The organism is Pseudomonas putida S13.1.2 (assembly GCF_000498395.2).
GTDB lineage: Bacteria > Pseudomonadota > Gammaproteobacteria > Pseudomonadales > Pseudomonadaceae > Aquipseudomonas > Aquipseudomonas putida_Q.
The window spans coordinates 2,401,831-2,418,114 of sequence record NZ_CP010979.1; the positions used below are offsets into that span (position 1 = coordinate 2,401,831).

A 16,284-nucleotide genomic window follows, 5' to 3' on the forward strand; every position below is an offset into this window, starting at 1 on the left:
CTGCCGCTATTGAGCCATCTCGGATGGGGTGTTTGACCCCCTCGTGCTTCAGGATTCCCACCCGCGGCGGCGTTTATCAATCTTGCGCCTCAGGCGCACGGAAGGCCTTGCTGTAGTAGCCAGACGGGTCGAAACAGCAAACGTGCTTCTTGCCGGAGGCAAGCATATCGCATGCATTGGCTATTCGTTTTGCGCGCGTCTGGGCCTGCTTGGCTGACGTGATCCAGTGTATCCAGTCTACTCGTGCGAGGGTCGTCGTATTGGTCCAGACCAGACGAGCCTCAGGCGTGGCTGCAAGGGCCTCCTGGAAATCGGGAGGGATGCCAGGTTCGGGCTCCTTCAGCACAGGGCTCAACTCCAGTGTAACGATGTCGCCAATGGCAGCATTTGCAGCTTCGAGTAACGTAGAGCTGACCTGCAGCCAATGGCTCAGTTGACCATCCGGTTCAAGGGTTGCCTGGAAAGGGTATCCATTCAATGTGCCTTCAACTGTCGTCCTTCCTCGCCTGGGAAGCTGTGCACTCGCGTCTTTTGGCAGGACCACGAAGGCCCATGACGAATCATTCCCAGGGTTTGCCGGACGAAGAAGCGTTGCTTCGAAGCGGGATTTCACAACGGCCTTTGTCATTGCAACGCCTCCAGTCACGATGCCAGGTTCAATCGCAGTAAAGACACTTTAACCCGGCAGGGCCGCCAGCACCGCACCCACCATGCTGTTGAACGCAGCGGGCGAGTCCACGACGCGCGCAGGGGCTTTTACCTCGCCGTCGGCACGGGTGGCGCGCCGGGCCTGATCGGCCGTTGCTGACAGCTTCACGATCACCACTTCGCGGCGGGGGTTGATATAGATTTTCTGACCGAAGCGCCCACTGGCCTCGACCGAACCGTCACCGTCGTTCTTCTGGTACCAGTAATTGCGGTAGCCGTAACCAGGGCGACCGGGCCCTAGGTTGCCGTTGGCGAACACCGCCGGGTCCGCAGGCTGGAATGTGCTGTGCACCGCCTGGTTGAAGCTGTCGCCCTTGGCATCGCGGGCCAGTTCGCGGCGCACCAGCTCGGCGAAGCGGGCGGTGTCCCGCAGGTTGCAGCTGATGCCGCCACTGGCCATTTCGGTGCCCAGCGGGTCGACCTGCACGTAGGCATCGTCCTCGGCGAAGCGTGACCACAAACGCTGCTCGACCAGTTGCGCCCAGTTGAGCCCGGTGATGCGCCGCAACGCCCATGCCAGCGCTTCCGGTGAGCCGTTCTGGTAGAAGAACGGCGCCTGGCTACCCGCGTGCGGCGCCTGCTGCACCTGCTGGAGGAAGCTGTAGATATCCCCTGGCATGCCCTCGCCCCGCGGTATCAGGCCGGTGGCGGCAAACAGGCCGAGGTCCGGCGGCATCTGTGGTGGGTACTCCACCGCCACCTGCATGTCCAGGTTGGCCTGCACCGTCGCCTCGCCGAACGGCGTGCCGCGCAGTTCCGGCACGTAATGCGCCAGTGTGCGCTGAGGGTCCAGCGCACCCTCGGCGATCAACTGGGCGGCGATCAGGCCGGTGACCGACTTGGTCATTGACGCCCAGATATGCGCCTGGCCGGGTTGGAACCCTTCCAGATAATGCTCATACACCACCTTGCCCCTGTGCAGCACGATCAAGCCGTCGGTGCTGGTTTGCTGAAGGTAACCGGCCAGGGTCAACGGCTGATCGCCGGCATTGAAGGCCAGTTGGTCGAGCGCCGCCGCGCTGCCTTCGGCCAAAGCCAGCGGTGTGGCCGCGCGGCCGATGCCACGGGTGGGCGACACCTCGCGGGCGTGGCGCATGGACCAGCGCAAGTACGGTGGCTGAAAGGCGTTGGCCTGGTTGACGCGCAATTCCGGTGCTGGTGGGAACCCCTGCATCACGCCCTGTACGGTCGGTGCCCCGACCGCCAGCCCTGGTGCCAGCGCACCGGCCAGTATCAGGGCGATGCCGGGCAGGTTGGCGGATGAAGGCTGCATGCTGCGCTTGGACATTGTCTTGCTCCTTGGTTGTACTAGAAATTGGCACCCACACTGAACGCGACATAATCGCGGTCGCCGCGGGTGCCGTAATCGCCGTCGAGGTAATCGGTGTAGGCCAGGCTTGCCCAGTACTGAGTGGCCAGGCTGACGTCCACGCCCAGGCTGATGGAGCGCGAGCCTTCGTTGAAGGCCGAGCCGTCAGCGGGTGAGTAACCTTTGACGTCATGGGCCCAGGCCAGGCTGGGGCGAATGTCCAGGCCCTGGACAAGGTTCGGGTAGCTCCAGGTCGCGCGCAGCCGGTACCCCCACGAGAAAGGCGTGACAAAACCCTCGCCGTTGCAGTCGCCCGGGCTTTTCGAAATCGCCAGGCACAGGCTGTTGTCGGCCAGTTCGCCGTTGCCATAGGCACCGGAGCGGCCATACCGGGCCCCGAAACGCCCCTCCAGCCCACCGACATAGGTGGCACCCACCTCACCCATCAGCAGCAGCTGGTTGGCGCCCATGACCTGGCTGAACGCCTGCACGGCCGATACCTGGGCCTGGGTAACCTGCTTGCGCCGGTAACCGTCGAACGGCGTGCTGTCGGTTGCCGGGCGCAGGCCATCGGCGTTCAGGGGGCTGCGGCCGGGGGCATTGAGCAACGACTGCAACACATCGTTGCCGTTGAGTTGTACCGGCATGTTCGGCCGATAGCTCACCTCCCCTTGCACGGCGGTACCGTTGCGCAGCGTGGTGGCGAAGGTGAGGCCGTACAGGCGGATGTCCTCCGGGTATTGCGCCTGGTACCGGGAAGTGCCCATGCGCAATGCACCGGCCAGGGTCTGCCCGTTGCTGGAAGCCAGGAAGGCGCCGCAGTTGGCCAGCGCCACACCGACATTGCCGCACAGCTCCCTGGCAAAACCCGTATTGGCGTAGTAGCGGCTGCTGACCGTGCCCAGGTAGGGGGAGCGGCTGTGGTAGTTGGCGGCGAACAGGCCGAACTCGGTATCCAGCCGTTCGACGTACCAGTGCAGCGAAAAACCCCATTGCCCGCCATTGCGCGGATCCTGGTCGGCGCTCCGGGGCACCCGCACGCCCTCCTCCGTCAGCGTCACACCGAACGGGGCCAGGGCCTGCGAAACGGCCGGGTTGGTGACCTTCTGCCCGCCGACATCCAGGCCCCGGCAGCCCTCGGGCATGAAGTCGTTGCCGGAAAAGAACGTTGCGCAGTTGTCCAGCCGGGCCTGTTCCCAGTCCAGCTGGTAAAAGGCGTCAAAAGACAGCGCCTGGTTGAGGTTTTGCGTGACATACACCAGGTTGACCGGCGCCAGGGCGTCTTTCACCTCGGAGCCTGGCCGACGCAGCGCCGCCTGGTTGAAGGGGTTGATCACGTTCAGCCCGCCCTGGATGAACAGGCTTTCCCCCCAATTGACCACCTGTTTGCCCAGGCGCAGCGAACCGGGCTCGCCGTCGATGTCGTAGAGGGCATAGGCGAAGGCATCGAGCAGCTCCGCGCCTGCGGTTTTCGCCGATACCTGGCGATCGTGATCGTCGATATCGACTGCTCGCTGGCTGTGGTCACGCTGCGCGGTGTCGTACCAGTAGCTGCCGCGCAGGAACACACCGAGGTTGTCGCGCCGCAGCTCCAGGTCGTGGGTGCCTTTGAAGATCACCGAGAACACATCGCCCGCCCGGTAGTTGCGTCGCCCGTCGTTGCCATTGGCCGCCTGCAACTGCTGTTTGTCGGGGTTGGCGGTGCTGACTGCGCTGCCGAGCGACAGGGCCGAGTCGAAACGCCCCTGTAACGGGCCAACGTCGAATTGCACGCCCGCCACCGGGGTGGCGAGCAGGCAGCACAGTGCCGCCAGCGGCGCGCGGCGCCGGCAAAAAAGTAGGGTTGCGCTCACTCTTAACCTCTTGTTGTTTTATTAGAGAGGGAAATGATGGGTTCAGCGCGGACGCGCCGGCCGCCCAGGCCGGCGGTGTCGGTGACCAGAAGTATCAGGCAGGTTGAACGCCCCTCACAAATAGCGTCTTCGGATCAATGCCATGCCGGTTCGTTATGGCTGGATGGGTCGGGCGACGCGAGCAGGCTGCCGAGAGCGCTGCGCAGCCTGGCGGGGATGGCGACCGGGCGGTTGTCGCGACGGTCGACGAAAACGTGGGTGAAACGGCCGGCCGCGCAGGCTTCAGGTTCGCCCTCGACGAACACGGCCAGCGTGTAGTGCACCGAACTGTTGCCCAGACGCTCGACGGCGATGCCCACTTCGATGCGTTGCGGGAAGGCAACGGCGGCAAAATAGTCGCAGGCGGACCCGGCCACGTAGGCCACCACCGGGTCGTGGTGGATATCCAGGCCGGCATGTTCGATCAGCCAGGTATTCACGGCACTGTCGAAAAACCCGTAATAGACGACGTTGTTCACATGCCCATACACGTCGTTGTCATGCCAGCGCGTGGTGATCGGCTGGAAGTGGCGGTAGGCGCCGCGCAGCGGGCGCTCCCTGGCCATGGTCAGAACGCCGCCTGGTAGAGGGCCAGGGCATCGGCAAGGGTGACCTTGCGCGGGTTGTTGACCAGCAGCCGTTGCTGTTGCTGGGCATCCTCGGCCAGCAGCGGCAGGCTGTGCCGCGGTACACCGACATCACGCAGCCGGCTGGGCAGGCCGCAGCGTGGCGCCAGCTGCGCAAGCTCATCGATGAACTGGCTGCACAGGTCATGGGGGTCGCCAGGCACCAGGCGCTCGCCCAGAAGTGCCGGCGCCAATGCCGCATAATCGGCAAACGCCTCGCGCCGGTTGAAGCGCATCACGTGGGGCAGCACCAGCGCATTGGCCAGCCCGTGCGGCACGTGGTAACGCGCCCCCAGCGGGTAAGCCAGCGCATGCACCGCCGCCACCGGCGCGTTGGCAAATGCCTGCCCGGCCAGGCAGGCGCCCAGCAGCATGGCCTGGCGGGCCACCAGGTTGCCACCGTTGTGTACCGCCTGGTCGAGGTTGCCGGCCAGCAGCCCCAACGCTTCGCGGGCCAGCAGGCTGGACACCGGGTTGCGCTTGAACCGGCTGGTGGTGGCCTCGATGGCATGGACCATGGCATCGATACCGGTGGCCGCAGTGATCGCCGGTGGCAGGCCCAGTGTGCGCTCGGCGTCGAGCAGCGCCAGGTCGGGCAGCAACAGCGGCGAAATGACCGCCATCTTGGCCGCCTCGCCGGTGGTGATCACGGCGACCGGGGTGACCTCGGAGCCGGTCCCGGCGGTGGTCGGCACCTGGATCAGTGGCAGGCGCTGGCCCTTGGCCTGGTCGATGCCATAGACCGCCTCCAGGGTCTGGTCACAGGCGGGGTGTGCCAGCAGCGCCACCAGCTTGGCGACATCCATGGAGCTGCCGCCACCGAAACCGACGATCAGCTCGGCGCCGATATGCCGTGCCCGGCCGACCGCCGCCAGCACGCAGGCATGGCTGGGGTCGGCGCTGACCTCACCGAAGATCGCCACGCTCAGGTGAGCCTGGGTGAACCCTGGCAGTAAATCATCGAGCATGCCCAGGTTGACAATACCCGGGTCGGTGACGATCAGCACGCGGCGCACGCCGCGTTGCTGGCACAGCTGCGCCAGGCGCCCGGCGGCACCGGGTTCGCACAGCAGATGAGGGGTGGTGGCAAAACTGAAAGGCTGCATGCTCATGTTCCTCTTGTTGTTGTGGGTGAACAGCTGGGCAGGGTCAGAAGGCGAAGTGCGCTTCATCCAGGCTCATCAGGCACTGTGCGCCGCCGCGCAACGCCTCGCAGTGGGCATTTGCGCGCGGCAATACCCGCCGCCAGTAGAAGCCTGCGGCGTGCAGCTTGGCTTGGTAGAAGGCACTGTCTGCGCTGCCTGCGGCCAGTGCCGCGCTGGCCGTTACGCCAGCGCGCAGCCACAGCGCGGCCAGCAGCACGTAGCCCGAGTAGGCAAGGAAGTCCACCGACACTGCGCCGATTTCCTGCGGGTCACAGCGGCAGGCATCGACCACCTCGGCGCTCAGGTTGCGCCATTCCAGCAGGCGCTGGACGACCACCTGGGCCATCCCGGCCAGCTCGTCGGCAGCGCAGCCGCGAGCCGCTTCGAGCAACTCATCGATGAGCAGGCGCAACTGCTCGCCACCATCGCCAAGCACCTTGCGGCGGATCAGGTCCAGCGCCTGGATGCCGTTGGTGCCTTCGTACAACTGGGTGATACGGCTGTCGCGCATCAGCTGCTCCATGCCCCATTCGCGGATATAGCCATGCCCCCCGTACAGCTGCACCCCCAGGCTGGCGACCTCCTGGCCGACATCGGTGAGGAAGGCTTTGACGATGGGGATCAGCAACGCCGCCCGCCGCCCGGCGGCCGCTTGCACGTCTGGCTGCGGGGCACCGTGCTCCTGATCCAGCGCTTGCGCTGCAAAGGCCGCCAGCATGCGGCAGCCCTCGCTGAGGGTTTTCTGGGTCAGCAGCATGCGCCGCACGTCCGGGTGGCAGATGATCGGGTCGGCATTGCGCTCGGGTGCCACCGGCCCAGCCAGGCTGCGCGACTGCAAGCGCTCGCGGGCATAGGCCAGGCCACCCTGGAAGGCCGCCTCGGCGATGCCCAGCCCCTGCAGGCCAACCTGAAACCGCGCATCGTTCATCATGGTGAACATGCAGGCCAGGCCCTGGTTGGCCTCACCCACCAGCCAGCCGCGGGCGCCCTCGAAGTTCATCACGCAGGTCGCTGCACCCTTGATGCCCATCTTGTGCTCGAGCGCACCGCATTCGACGGCGTTGCGCGCGCCTAGCCCACCGCTACCGGTGCATTCGAACTTGGGCACCAGGAACAGGCTGATGCCACGCACACCGGCCGGCGCATCCGGCAGGCGCGCCAGCACCAGGTGGACGATGTTGTCGGTCAGGTCCTGGTCGCCGCCGCTGATGAAGATCTTGCTGCCGCTGATGCGGTAGCTGCCATCGCCTTGCGGCTCGGCGCGGGTGCGCAGCAGCGCGAGGTCGGTGCCGGCCTGTGGCTCGGTCAGGCACATGGTGCCGGCCCATTCGCCGCTGACCAGCTTGCCGAGGTAATCGCGCTTGAGCGCTGCGCTGCCATGCCGATGCAAGGCCAGCACGGCGCCCTCGGTCAGGCCAGAATAGATCCGAAACGACAGGGACGCGCCCATCAGCATTTCGTGAAAGCACGCCGCGACCATTTGCGGCAGCCCCTGGCCATCGTGCTCCACGGGGCCGGTCATGCCACCCCAGCCCTGCTGCACATATTGCCGGTAGGCCCGGCGAAAGCCATCGGGGGTGCGCACAGCGCCTTGCTCCAGGCGGCAGCCCTGCTCATCGCCCTGGCGGTTAAGCGGCGCAACCACCTCGCCGGCAAACCGTGCGCCTTGTTCGAGGATGCCATCAATGGTTTCGCGGTCCAGCTCGTTGCCCAGGCGGGCACAGTGCGCCGTCACATCGAACAGTTCGTGCAGGACGAAGTGCATGTCACGCAGGGGGGCTCGGTAGCTCATGCGCGGCCCTCGCGCACATCGGCCAGCTGCTTGCCCCCAGCCACCAGGCGCATCAGCAGCCCGGCCGGGCGCCAATGTTCGCCGAACAGGCCTTGCAGGCGTTCCAGCCGCGCCAACAGCAGGCTCAACCCCTGCTGGTCGGCCCAGCGCATCGGCCCACCGACCTCTGCCGGGAAGCCGTAGCCATGCAGATACACCCGGTCGATGTCGGCGCTGCAGCTGGCCACCGACGCCTCGAGAATCTTCGCCCCTTCGTTGACCAGCGCCAGCAGGCAGCGCTCACGGATTTCCTCGTCATCGATTGCGCGCCGGTGCACGCCCAGGTCGTGGGCGACCTTGAGCACCAGTGCATCGACCTCGGGGTCGTGCATGGCCTCGCGGCTGCCGGGGGCGTAACGGTAGTAGCCGTGGCCGGCTTTTTGCCCGAAACGCCCCAGCGCGCACAGGGCGTTGTCGACCTGCAGCAAAGGCGCATCCATGGCTTTGCCGGCCAGCTGGCGCGCCCGCCACTCCAGGTCGATGCCGACCACGTCATACATGCGGAACGGGCCCATGGCCATGCCGAACGCTTGCAGCGCCTCATCCACCTGCCGCGGCGTGGCGCCTTCGAGCAGCAGCTTGCGCGCCTCGGCCGCGTAGGTGGCGAGCATGCGGTTGCCGATGAAGCCCGGGCAGTTGCCCGCCACCACCACTTCCTTGCCCATGCGCTGCCCCAGGGCCTGGGCCGCATCGAGCACTGCGGGCGAGGTGCGCTCCCCGCGCACCACTTCCAACAACTTCATCACATGGGCCGGGCTGAAAAAATGCAGCCCCAGTACCTGTTCGGGCCGACGGGTCACGGCAGCGATGGCATCGATGTCCAGTGCCGAAGTGTTGCTGGCCAGGATGGCTTCGGCTTTGAGCGTGCTGTCCAGAGTGCGGAAAATCTCCTGCTTGAGCGCCAGGTTCTCGTACACCGCTTCGATCACCAGGTCGGCTTCGGCGAGGTCGGCATAGGCCGTAACCTGGCGCACCCGCGCCAGGCAGGCGTCGGCCCCGGCCTGGTCAATACGCCCCTTGGCCACCTGCTGTGCCCAGGTCTGCGCAAGCATCGCCAGGCCGGCTTCGGTAGCACGCGGGTCGTTATCCAGCCATAGCACCGGTAGGCCTGCACGGGCCAGGCTGATGACTATGCCGCGGCCCATGGTGCCGGCACCGATCACCGCCGCCAGCTGAATGTTATAGGGAGTACTCACGGGTGACGCTCCTGATGGCTGTTGTGAAGGCATTGCCCTCACCCTAGTCAGGCGCCTACTATTTTTGAAATTCTCATTTTCCATCCCATGTATTTTTTGCATGAATATAGCCAACTTCGACCTCAACCTGCTGCGCGTACTGGACATGCTGCTGCGTGAACAGAACGTTTCCCGCGCCGCCGAGCGCCTGGCCCTGACCCAGCCGACGGTGAGCAATGCCTTGGCGCGCCTGCGCGACCTGCTCGGCGACCCGCTGCTGGTGCGCGTGGGCCGGCGCATGCGCCCCACCCCGCGCGCCTTGGCCCTGGAAGGCCCGATCCGCGCGGCGCTGCAACAGATCGAGCAGACCCTCGGCGCCGGCGACAGCTTCGACCCGCAGCTCAGCCACCGCCAGTTGCGTATCGCCCTCACCGACTTCGCCGAACAACTGTGCATGCCCGGGTTGCTGGCCACCTTGCAGACCCAGGCGCCGCATTTGCGCGTGGACGTGCTGCACCTGACGCCCAACCTGCCGGCCGAAGCCCTGGACCGAGGCGAACTCGACCTGGTGCTGGGGCGCTTCGATGATGTGCCCGCGCGCTACGAGCGGCGCCACTGGCGCAGCGAAACACTGCACGTGGCGGTGCGCCAGGGCCACCCCGAAGTGGATGGCGCGCTCGACCTGCAAGCCTTCCTGGGCCTGCGCCACCTGTGGGTGCACGGCGGTCAGACCCGCGGCATGGTTGACCAGTGGCTGGGTGAGCAGGGCCTGGCTCGTCGCATCGTCTACACCACGCCCAATTACCTGCAGGCCGCGCACCTGGCCGCAAGCTCCGACCTGTGCGTGGTGCTGCCCACCGCACTGGCGCGCCATTTCGCCCGGCTGCTGCCGCTGCAGGTATTGGACCTGCCGTTCGCCCTGCAGCCGTTCCAGCTGGAGCTGGTGTACCTTGCCCACCGCCAGCACGACCCGGCACTGGCCTGGCTGGTGGCGCGCATCATGGAGATTGGTGCCAGCTGAGCCATCGCATTTGGGCATGGGTGGCCATGCAAGAGTGGTATTGGTTCGCCAATGAGCTCTGTCCTTAGAGTGTTCGACCTCAGAACAACAAGGACCACCCCATGCGCCTACGCACATTGCCCTGCCTGCTGGCCCTGGCCCTGCCCTTCGCGGCACAGGCCGACGGCCCAGCCAAGGACGCCACCGACCTCACCCGCCAGAGCAATCAGCAATGGTTGCAGCGACTGCCCTTCGCCGACCGCAGCGATTTCGACAATGCCCGCCGCGGCCTGCTCCAAGCCGCCGACCAGGCCGTGGTCAATGCTGATGGCAAAACGGTCTGGGACCTGCAGCGCTACGCCTTCCTCGCTGGCGAGGCACCGGGCACGGTCAACCCGAGCCTGTGGCGCATCGCGCAGCTCAATACCATTGCCGGGTTGTTCAAGGTCACCGACGGCATCTACCAGGTGCGCGGCCTGGACCTGGCCAACATGACCCTCATCGAAGGCGAGCACGGCCTGATCGTGATGGACCCGCTGCTGTCGGTGGAAACCGCCCGGGCCGGGTTGGCGATGTACTTCCGCCATCGCCCAAAACGGCCGGTGGTGGCGGTGATCTATACCCACCCGCACGTCGATCACTTCGGCGGTGTGCGTGGGGTGATCGACGAGGCCGAGGTCAAGGCCGGCAAGGTGCAGGTCATCGCCCCGCAGGGGTTCTTCGAGCATGCCATCAGCGAAAACGTGCTGGCCGGGCCGGCCATGAAGCGCCGTGCGCAGTACATGTACGGCGCGCCGTTGCCACGCGGGCCACGCGGCCAGGTGGATGCCGGCCTGGGCAAGGGAGTGCCGGCCAATGCCACGGTCAGCCTGATCGCCCCCACCCGGCTGATCGAAAAACCCTTCGAGACCCTGCGCATCGATGGTGTCGATATCGAATTCCAGCTCACCCCTGGCACCGAAGCACCTGCTGAAATGAACCTGTGGTTCCCCCGGTTCAAAGCCTTGTGCATGGCCGAAAACGCCTCCCACGTGCAGCACAACGTGCTGACCCTGCGCGGCGCCCAGGTGCGCGATGCCAAGGTGTGGGCGCACTACCTGGACCAGTCGCTGTTGCGCTATGGCCAGCAAGCCGAAGTGGTGTTTGCCCAGCACCACTGGCCCACCTGGGGCGGCGCGCAGATCCGCGAATACCTGGCCGATCAGCGCGACATGTATGCCTTCATTGACAGCCAGACCCTGCGCCTGATCAACCGCGGCCTTGGCCCCACCGAGATCGCCGCCGAGCTGACCAGCTTGCCGCCACGGCTGGCCAGCAAATGGTACAGCCGCGACTACTATGGCTCGCTCAGCCACAACGTGCGGGCGGTGTATCAACGCTATATGGGCTTTTACGACGGCAACCCGGCAACCCTCAACCCATTGCCGCCTGCCGACGCCGGGGCCCATTACGTCCAGGCCCTGGGCGGTGCCGAACGGGTGCTGACACTGGCCCGTGAGGCTTACGGCAATGGCGACTACCGCTGGGTGGCCGAGCTCACCCGGCACCTGGTGTTCGCCCAGCCCGACAACAGCGCAGCGCGCGAGCTGCAGGCCGACGCCCTGGAGCAACTGGGCTACCAGAGCGAGAACGCCACCTGGCGCAACGCCTACCTGACCGGTGCGCAAGAGCTGCGCAACGGCGTGGCCCCAGCCGCAAGCAAGGGCGGCAGCGCCGACGACCTGGTGCGCGCCCTGACCCCGACGCTGTTCTTCGACTACCTGGGGGTACGCGTGGATGCCGCCAAGGCCGCCGAGCAGGACCTGACCATCAACTGGCACTTTACCGACCTGAACGAAGACTACGCCCTCACCCTGCGCAACGGTGTGCTCACCCACCGCGACCTCACCCGCCACGGGCAGGCGGATGTCGAGGTGAACATGAGCAAGGCCACCCTCGACCGCATCGCCCTGAAGCAAACCGGCTTTCTCAAGGAAGCGACCCTTGGGGATATCAACATCAGCGGCGAGCGCCTGAAGTTCATGCGCTTCATGGCCGGGCTGGACGAGCCGGATGGGCGCTTCAATATCGTCACCCCCTGAAGCACCCGCAGCGCCGCTCTAGAACGAGCGGCGCAACCACACGCCCAGCACCAGGCCCGCCACCCCCAACGTACACAGCGGCACGCTCCAGGCGGCGGCGTGGCCCTGCTCGCGGCGCAGCATGCCCAAACCACGGCGGTAGACGCCGCGCTCACGAGCCCGGCCAAGCAGTGCCAACAGCACCGCCATGCCAGCAACCACCGGCATTTCGCCACGCCACGCCAGGCAGGCGACCAGCAGCAATGCCACCTGCGTGCGCCGCCAGGCCAGCACCGTACGTTCGGCCTGCAGCCCGGTGTCGCCCGTGGGTTCAGCCATGCCAACGCGCCCATAGCAGGCCCACCAGCGCCACACAGGCAAGCCCGCACGCCACGCTCAGCAGCGGCACCAGGCGGGGCAGCGGCAATGGCGCCTCGCGGCGCAGTGCGCGTTCCACCGCCAGCCAGCGCCAGCCGGCGCCCAGGCTCACCAGCAAGCTGGTGGCCAGCAACGCCAGCTCCATCGCCACCCGCCCCGACGAGGGCCAGCTATGTGCGGCGAAGGTTTCGATGGCGATGGCGCCGCCGAGCAACGCCAGGGCGGTGCGGATCCAGGCAAGAAAGGTGCGTTCATTGGCCAGGGTAAAACGCGGGTCGGGCGCCTTGCCTTGCCCCAGCAACCAGCGCTCCCAAGGGCTTTGACGGGGATCGGAATTCATCGGGGGTCCTGTGTCAGCGCAGCCCTTGGCTGCGCAATGCGCCGGGTGAGAAATACGAAGCACTGGTGCGCACATCGAAAGCGTACGGCCTTGGCTGCTCGTTGGTCAGGCCCGACAGCTGATAGCGGCCACTGCGCAGGTCATAGATCGCCTCCATGGCATTGACCAGCGCCTGCCCGGTGACGTGGTAGTAGCTGTGCGCCTGGGCAGTGCGCCACAACTGCCCCTGGTGATCGAAGAAGTCCGCCTCGACGATGGCCCAGCTGTCCTCGTCCAGGTAGTAGCGGCGGCTGGCATAGATATGCTTCGCCCCAGGCTTGAGGGTGCCCACCACTTCCCACACCCGGTGCAGCTCGTAGCGGGTGGGTTGCGGGTTGACGTGGCCCGGCCCGATCAGCGCGGCATAACCGAGCAGTGGCGATGCCAGGCGATAGCTGTTGTACGGCACGTGCAGGGCCTTCTTGCCCACCAGGGTCCACTGGTAGAGGTCTGGTGCACCATTGAACATGTCGCGGCTGTCGGCGGTGCGCAGGCCGGCCGTGCCCGGGGTGATGCTGTCATAGGCCAGCGCCGGGGCGCGCCGCACCCGCCGCTGGCTGCTGCTGTACAGCCACGACAGGCGCGGCTGCGCAACCTGATCCAGGGTTTCGTGCAGCACCACGGCATCGCCCGCCAGGCGCGACGGCGCGGTCATGCGGTAGCTCAGGTAGTACAGCACGTTACCCGTCTGGCCATCGTCAAGCACATCGGGACGGGCAAACGTCTGTTGCAGGCTCATCGTGGCAAAGCGCCCATCGCCACGCGGCGTGATGCTGTCCGAAGCCAGGCTGAAACTGCCGTTGCGTGGCCGGGTGAGGTGGTTCCACAGCACCTGCAGGCCGTTATCGGGCCTGGGGAATGCCAGCACGCCGTTAAAGCCTTCCACGCCGTTGCCGTCATTGACCAGGCGAGCGCTGGCAGCATTGTGCCGGGCCCATTCGCCCACCTGAGGCGGTACCGCGACACTGCGGTGCGACGGGTACACCGGCAGGCGAAACGTCTTGGGGTAGCGCTGGATCAAGGCCACCTGCCCCGCCGTCAGTTGCGCACGGTACTGCCCGTAGTTCTGCGCCGTGATGACGTACAGCGGCTGCTCATCGGCGTACGGGTCCAGCGGCGTGCCGTTGACCGCCAGCGACACCTGCCCCGCTTGCAGGCCCCCGCGCCAGGCCGGAATGCGGCCGTCGCTGCTGGGCCCGCGTTCAGCCCCCACCGGCGTCAGGTCTGGAAGCAGCGGCGTGGCCGCGACATGCAGGGCCAGCAGGCTGGCGTTGATAAGCAGAATACTGCGTAGCAGGGCGACAGGTTTCATCGGGCTTGGCCTCTTGTTGTTGTGTTGTCCTGGCCGGGCTTGCCTTGGCCCGCCCTTTCGGGGTGATACTAGGAGCCGCGCTTCGAACGCCACAAATAACGTGTTCGGATACGTGCCATATCAGTTCGGCATACCCTTGGAACCGCTCCGATGACCCTGAAACAGCTCCGCTACCTGATCGCCATCGTCGAAGCCGGCAGCTTCTCCTCGGCTTCACGCCGCGCCTACATTGCCCAGCCGGCGCTGAGCAGGCAGATCAGCCTGCTGGAAAGTGAACTGGAAATGCAGCTGCTTGACCGCCAGCACGACGGCATTGCCCTGACCGATGCCGGGCGCCAGCTTTACGAGGTAGCCCGCCAGGTGGTGCAGAAACTGGACTCGGTGAAGGACGAGCTGAAATCCAGCCGCGGCGACCCCAAGGGCCACGTGGCCATTTCCATTCCGGCCACCGCAGCCGACCTGCTGCTGCCGGAAATCGTCAGGCGCGCCGAACAGCGCTTCCCGGGCGTGACCCTGACGGTGTGGGACGGCCTCAGCCGCGAAGGCGGCCAGGCCATCGAACTGGGCAAGGTGGACTTTGGCGTGGTGCCCAATGCCGAGGAACTCGACCATGTCGAGGCCGAGCCGATTTTCACCGAGGCGCTGTACTGGGTCGGCGCATCAGCAGCGGGCACACCCGACACCATCACCCTGGCCGAAGCCGCCGCCACCCGGCTGGTGCTGCCGCCCCGCGCGCTGCACCTGCGCCGGCGCATCGAGCAAGCCGCGATGGAGGCCGGGGTGCCATTGACCGCAGCTTACGAACAACAATCGGCGCCCGGCATCGCCAGCCTGGTGCGTGCCGGCCTGGCGGCGACCATCAGCAACTGGCCGCCGCTGAGCGAACTGCTCGAACCCACGGCGGCGCGGCGCATCGTCGAACCGCGCATCAGCCGCACCATCGCCTTGGCGCACTCCCAGCACAAACCCTTGTCGTTCGCCGCCGGTTGCCTGCGCGACCTGGTGCGCGGCGTGCTGATCGACCTGGTCAACAGCGGCCGCTGGCGCGGCGAACTGATCGGCAAAGAGCCCGAACCGCTGGAGGCCGTCCTGGGCGTTCAGCTGGCAGTCTGAGCGCGCACCTGCCCGTCCCTTGCAGCCGACTCGCGCAGGCGTTGTCGGGTGCGCTGCGGGTTCAAGGTGGCCAGGCCGACCAGCCCGGCCACCACCAGCACCGCGCCGCATACCAGGAACCCCTGGGCATACCCCGCCGGGTGTTCGGCACCCGCGCCCTGCACCAGCAAGCCGGTCACCACCGGCGCTGCCAGCCCGGCCAGCGAGGCGATGCCGTTGCCCATGGCGAGGATGCCGCCGCGCTGGGCCGCTGGGGTGAACTCGGCGAGCATCGCCGGGCCCACGGAATACATGACCAAGGCCAGGCCACCACTCAAGGTCAGCGCGGCAACCCGCACAGCGGTGCTCAGCCCAGGCAGGATCAGCGACGCCGACAACAGCCCGCCCAGCACCAGGCACACTGAAACGAACACACCGCGTGCCACCCGTGAAGGCAGGCCGCGACGCATCAGGCGCTGGGAGAACCAGGCCAGCAGCAAACTCAGCGGTGTGGTCACGACCACGAACATGACGAAGATGCGCCCGGTCTGCAGCGGGTCGATACCCAGGCCCACTTGCAGGTAACTGGGCACCCAGGTAAGGGTCAGCGCCAGCGACCAATTGGCAGCGAAATGGCACAGGTAGTTGCCCAGCACACTGGCGTCGCCCAGCAGCCGGCGATAAGGGATTGCCGGCTCATCGGCCTTGAGCTGGCTGCTGCGCAGGCGCTCCAGGGTGCCCTCCTGGCCCAGCCGCCACCACAGCAGGCACCAGACCAGGCCGATCAGCGCAAGGATGATGAAATTGCTGCGCCAGCCGTAATGCAGGCTGACCCAGGGGATCATCGCACCGGCCACTAGCAGCCCCATGGCACTGCCAGCATGCAGCAGGGCCACCGGCAGGTTGCGCCGATCGTTGGGGAACCACTTGTAAAGCGCATGGGTGGCCACAGGCGATGCCGGCCCCTCGCCGATGCCCAACAACACCCGGCACGCCACGATGGCCCACAGTGAGGTGGCAAACAGCATAGGCAGCTGGATCAGCGCCCAGAACAGGCCCATGCCCAACAGCAAGGTGCGGGTGGGGCGCCGGTTGGCCATGAAGCCACCGACCACGGCGGAGATCGCGAAAAACCAGTGCAAGGCACCGCCGATCAGGCCGAACTGGGTGGCCGTCAGGCCCAACTCGGCGCTCATCGGCACCGCCACCAGGCCAATCACCACCTTGTCGAGAAAGTTGACCAGCATCAGCAGGGCCAGCAGCGCCGCCACCAGCCAGGCAGTACGGGGGTTGGGCAGGGAAGAATCCGCAGTCATGGCGATTACTCTTGTTATTGTTGTGGGTGTTGCCAAAAGGCCGCCGCAGGGGCGGCCCGAT

At 66.4% G+C, this 16,284-nt stretch carries 14 protein-coding genes; 3 read left to right on the forward strand and 11 right to left on the reverse strand.

Features of this window, described 5'->3' with window-relative positions; translation table 11 throughout:
* Positions 1–76: 76 nt before the first annotated feature.
* The 7 genes from N805_RS10865 to N805_RS10895 all read right to left on the reverse strand — a co-directional run bounded on the left by N805_RS10865 (position 77) and on the right by N805_RS10895 (position 8,707).
* Positions 77–628, reverse strand: coding sequence for a YdeI/OmpD-associated family protein (locus tag N805_RS10865; protein ID WP_019472154.1), 552 nt, complete (start codon positions 626–628; stop codon positions 77–79).
* Between the two features lie 48 nt (positions 629–676).
* Positions 677–1,996: a serine hydrolase domain-containing protein gene (locus N805_RS10870; protein WP_019472155.1), complete on the reverse strand. Its 1,320-nt coding sequence runs from the start codon at positions 1,994–1,996 to the stop codon at positions 677–679.
* Between the two features lie 20 nt (positions 1,997–2,016).
* A complete protein-coding gene (locus N805_RS10875; protein WP_019472156.1) occupies positions 2,017–3,870 on the reverse strand; it encodes a DUF1302 domain-containing protein in 1,854 nt (617 codons plus the stop codon).
* Between the two features lie 134 nt (positions 3,871–4,004).
* Positions 4,005–4,475, reverse strand: coding sequence for an acyl-CoA thioesterase (locus tag N805_RS10880; RefSeq protein ID WP_019472157.1), 471 nt, complete (start codon positions 4,473–4,475; stop codon positions 4,005–4,007).
* 2 nt (positions 4,476–4,477) lie between these two features.
* The gene (locus tag N805_RS10885; protein WP_026034541.1) at positions 4,478–5,641 is read right to left on the reverse strand and encodes an iron-containing alcohol dehydrogenase; all 1,164 of its coding nucleotides are present in this window, start codon (positions 5,639–5,641) and stop codon (positions 4,478–4,480) included.
* Positions 5,642–5,684: 43 nt separating this feature from the next.
* Positions 5,685–7,472 carry an acyl-CoA dehydrogenase C-terminal domain-containing protein gene (locus N805_RS10890; protein ID WP_019472159.1) on the reverse strand — a complete coding sequence of 596 codons (1,788 nt, stop codon included), beginning with the start codon at positions 7,470–7,472 and terminating at the stop codon, positions 5,685–5,687.
* Positions 7,469–8,707, reverse strand: a complete 1,239-nt coding sequence (locus N805_RS10895; protein ID WP_019472160.1) for a 3-hydroxyacyl-CoA dehydrogenase — start codon at positions 8,705–8,707, stop codon at positions 7,469–7,471. The genes N805_RS10890 and N805_RS10895 overlap by 4 nt, the downstream gene beginning before the upstream one ends.
* A 100-nt stretch (positions 8,708–8,807) precedes the next feature.
* On the opposite strand from N805_RS10895, the gene N805_RS10900 reads away from it, so the two are divergent.
* Both N805_RS10900 and N805_RS10905 read left to right on the forward strand, forming a co-directional pair.
* The gene (locus N805_RS10900) at positions 8,808–9,707 is read left to right on the forward strand and encodes a LysR family transcriptional regulator (protein WP_019472161.1); all 900 of its coding nucleotides are present in this window, start codon (positions 8,808–8,810) and stop codon (positions 9,705–9,707) included.
* Between the two features lie 101 nt (positions 9,708–9,808).
* Positions 9,809–11,767, forward strand: a complete 1,959-nt coding sequence (locus tag N805_RS10905) for an alkyl/aryl-sulfatase (protein WP_019472162.1) — start codon at positions 9,809–9,811, stop codon at positions 11,765–11,767.
* 18 nt (positions 11,768–11,785) lie between these two features.
* On the opposite strand, the gene N805_RS10910 is transcribed toward N805_RS10905, so the two are convergent.
* The 3 genes from N805_RS10910 to N805_RS10920 are packed head-to-tail and all read right to left on the reverse strand — an operon-like array spanning position 11,786 to position 13,815.
* Entirely contained in the window at positions 11,786–12,085 is a 300-nt protein-coding gene (locus N805_RS10910) for a DUF202 domain-containing protein (RefSeq protein WP_019472163.1), read from the reverse strand.
* Positions 12,078–12,464, reverse strand: a complete 387-nt coding sequence (locus N805_RS10915; protein WP_019472164.1) for a YidH family protein — start codon at positions 12,462–12,464, stop codon at positions 12,078–12,080. The genes N805_RS10910 and N805_RS10915 overlap by 8 nt, the downstream gene beginning before the upstream one ends.
* 13 nt (positions 12,465–12,477) lie before the next feature.
* Positions 12,478–13,815 (reverse strand): DUF1329 domain-containing protein, encoded by a 1,338-nt coding sequence (locus tag N805_RS10920; protein WP_019472165.1) that lies wholly within the window; start codon positions 13,813–13,815, stop codon positions 12,478–12,480.
* Between the two features lie 150 nt (positions 13,816–13,965).
* Here N805_RS10920 and N805_RS10925 point away from each other — a divergent pair, with 150 nt between their 5' ends.
* A complete protein-coding gene (locus N805_RS10925; RefSeq protein WP_019472166.1) occupies positions 13,966–14,928 on the forward strand; it encodes a LysR family transcriptional regulator in 963 nt (320 codons plus the stop codon).
* On the opposite strand, the gene N805_RS10930 is transcribed toward N805_RS10925, so the two are convergent.
* Positions 14,913–16,223 (reverse strand): MFS transporter, encoded by a 1,311-nt coding sequence (locus N805_RS10930; RefSeq protein WP_019472167.1) that lies wholly within the window; start codon positions 16,221–16,223, stop codon positions 14,913–14,915. The genes N805_RS10925 and N805_RS10930 overlap by 16 nt on opposite strands.
* Positions 16,224–16,284 lie beyond the last annotated feature (61 nt).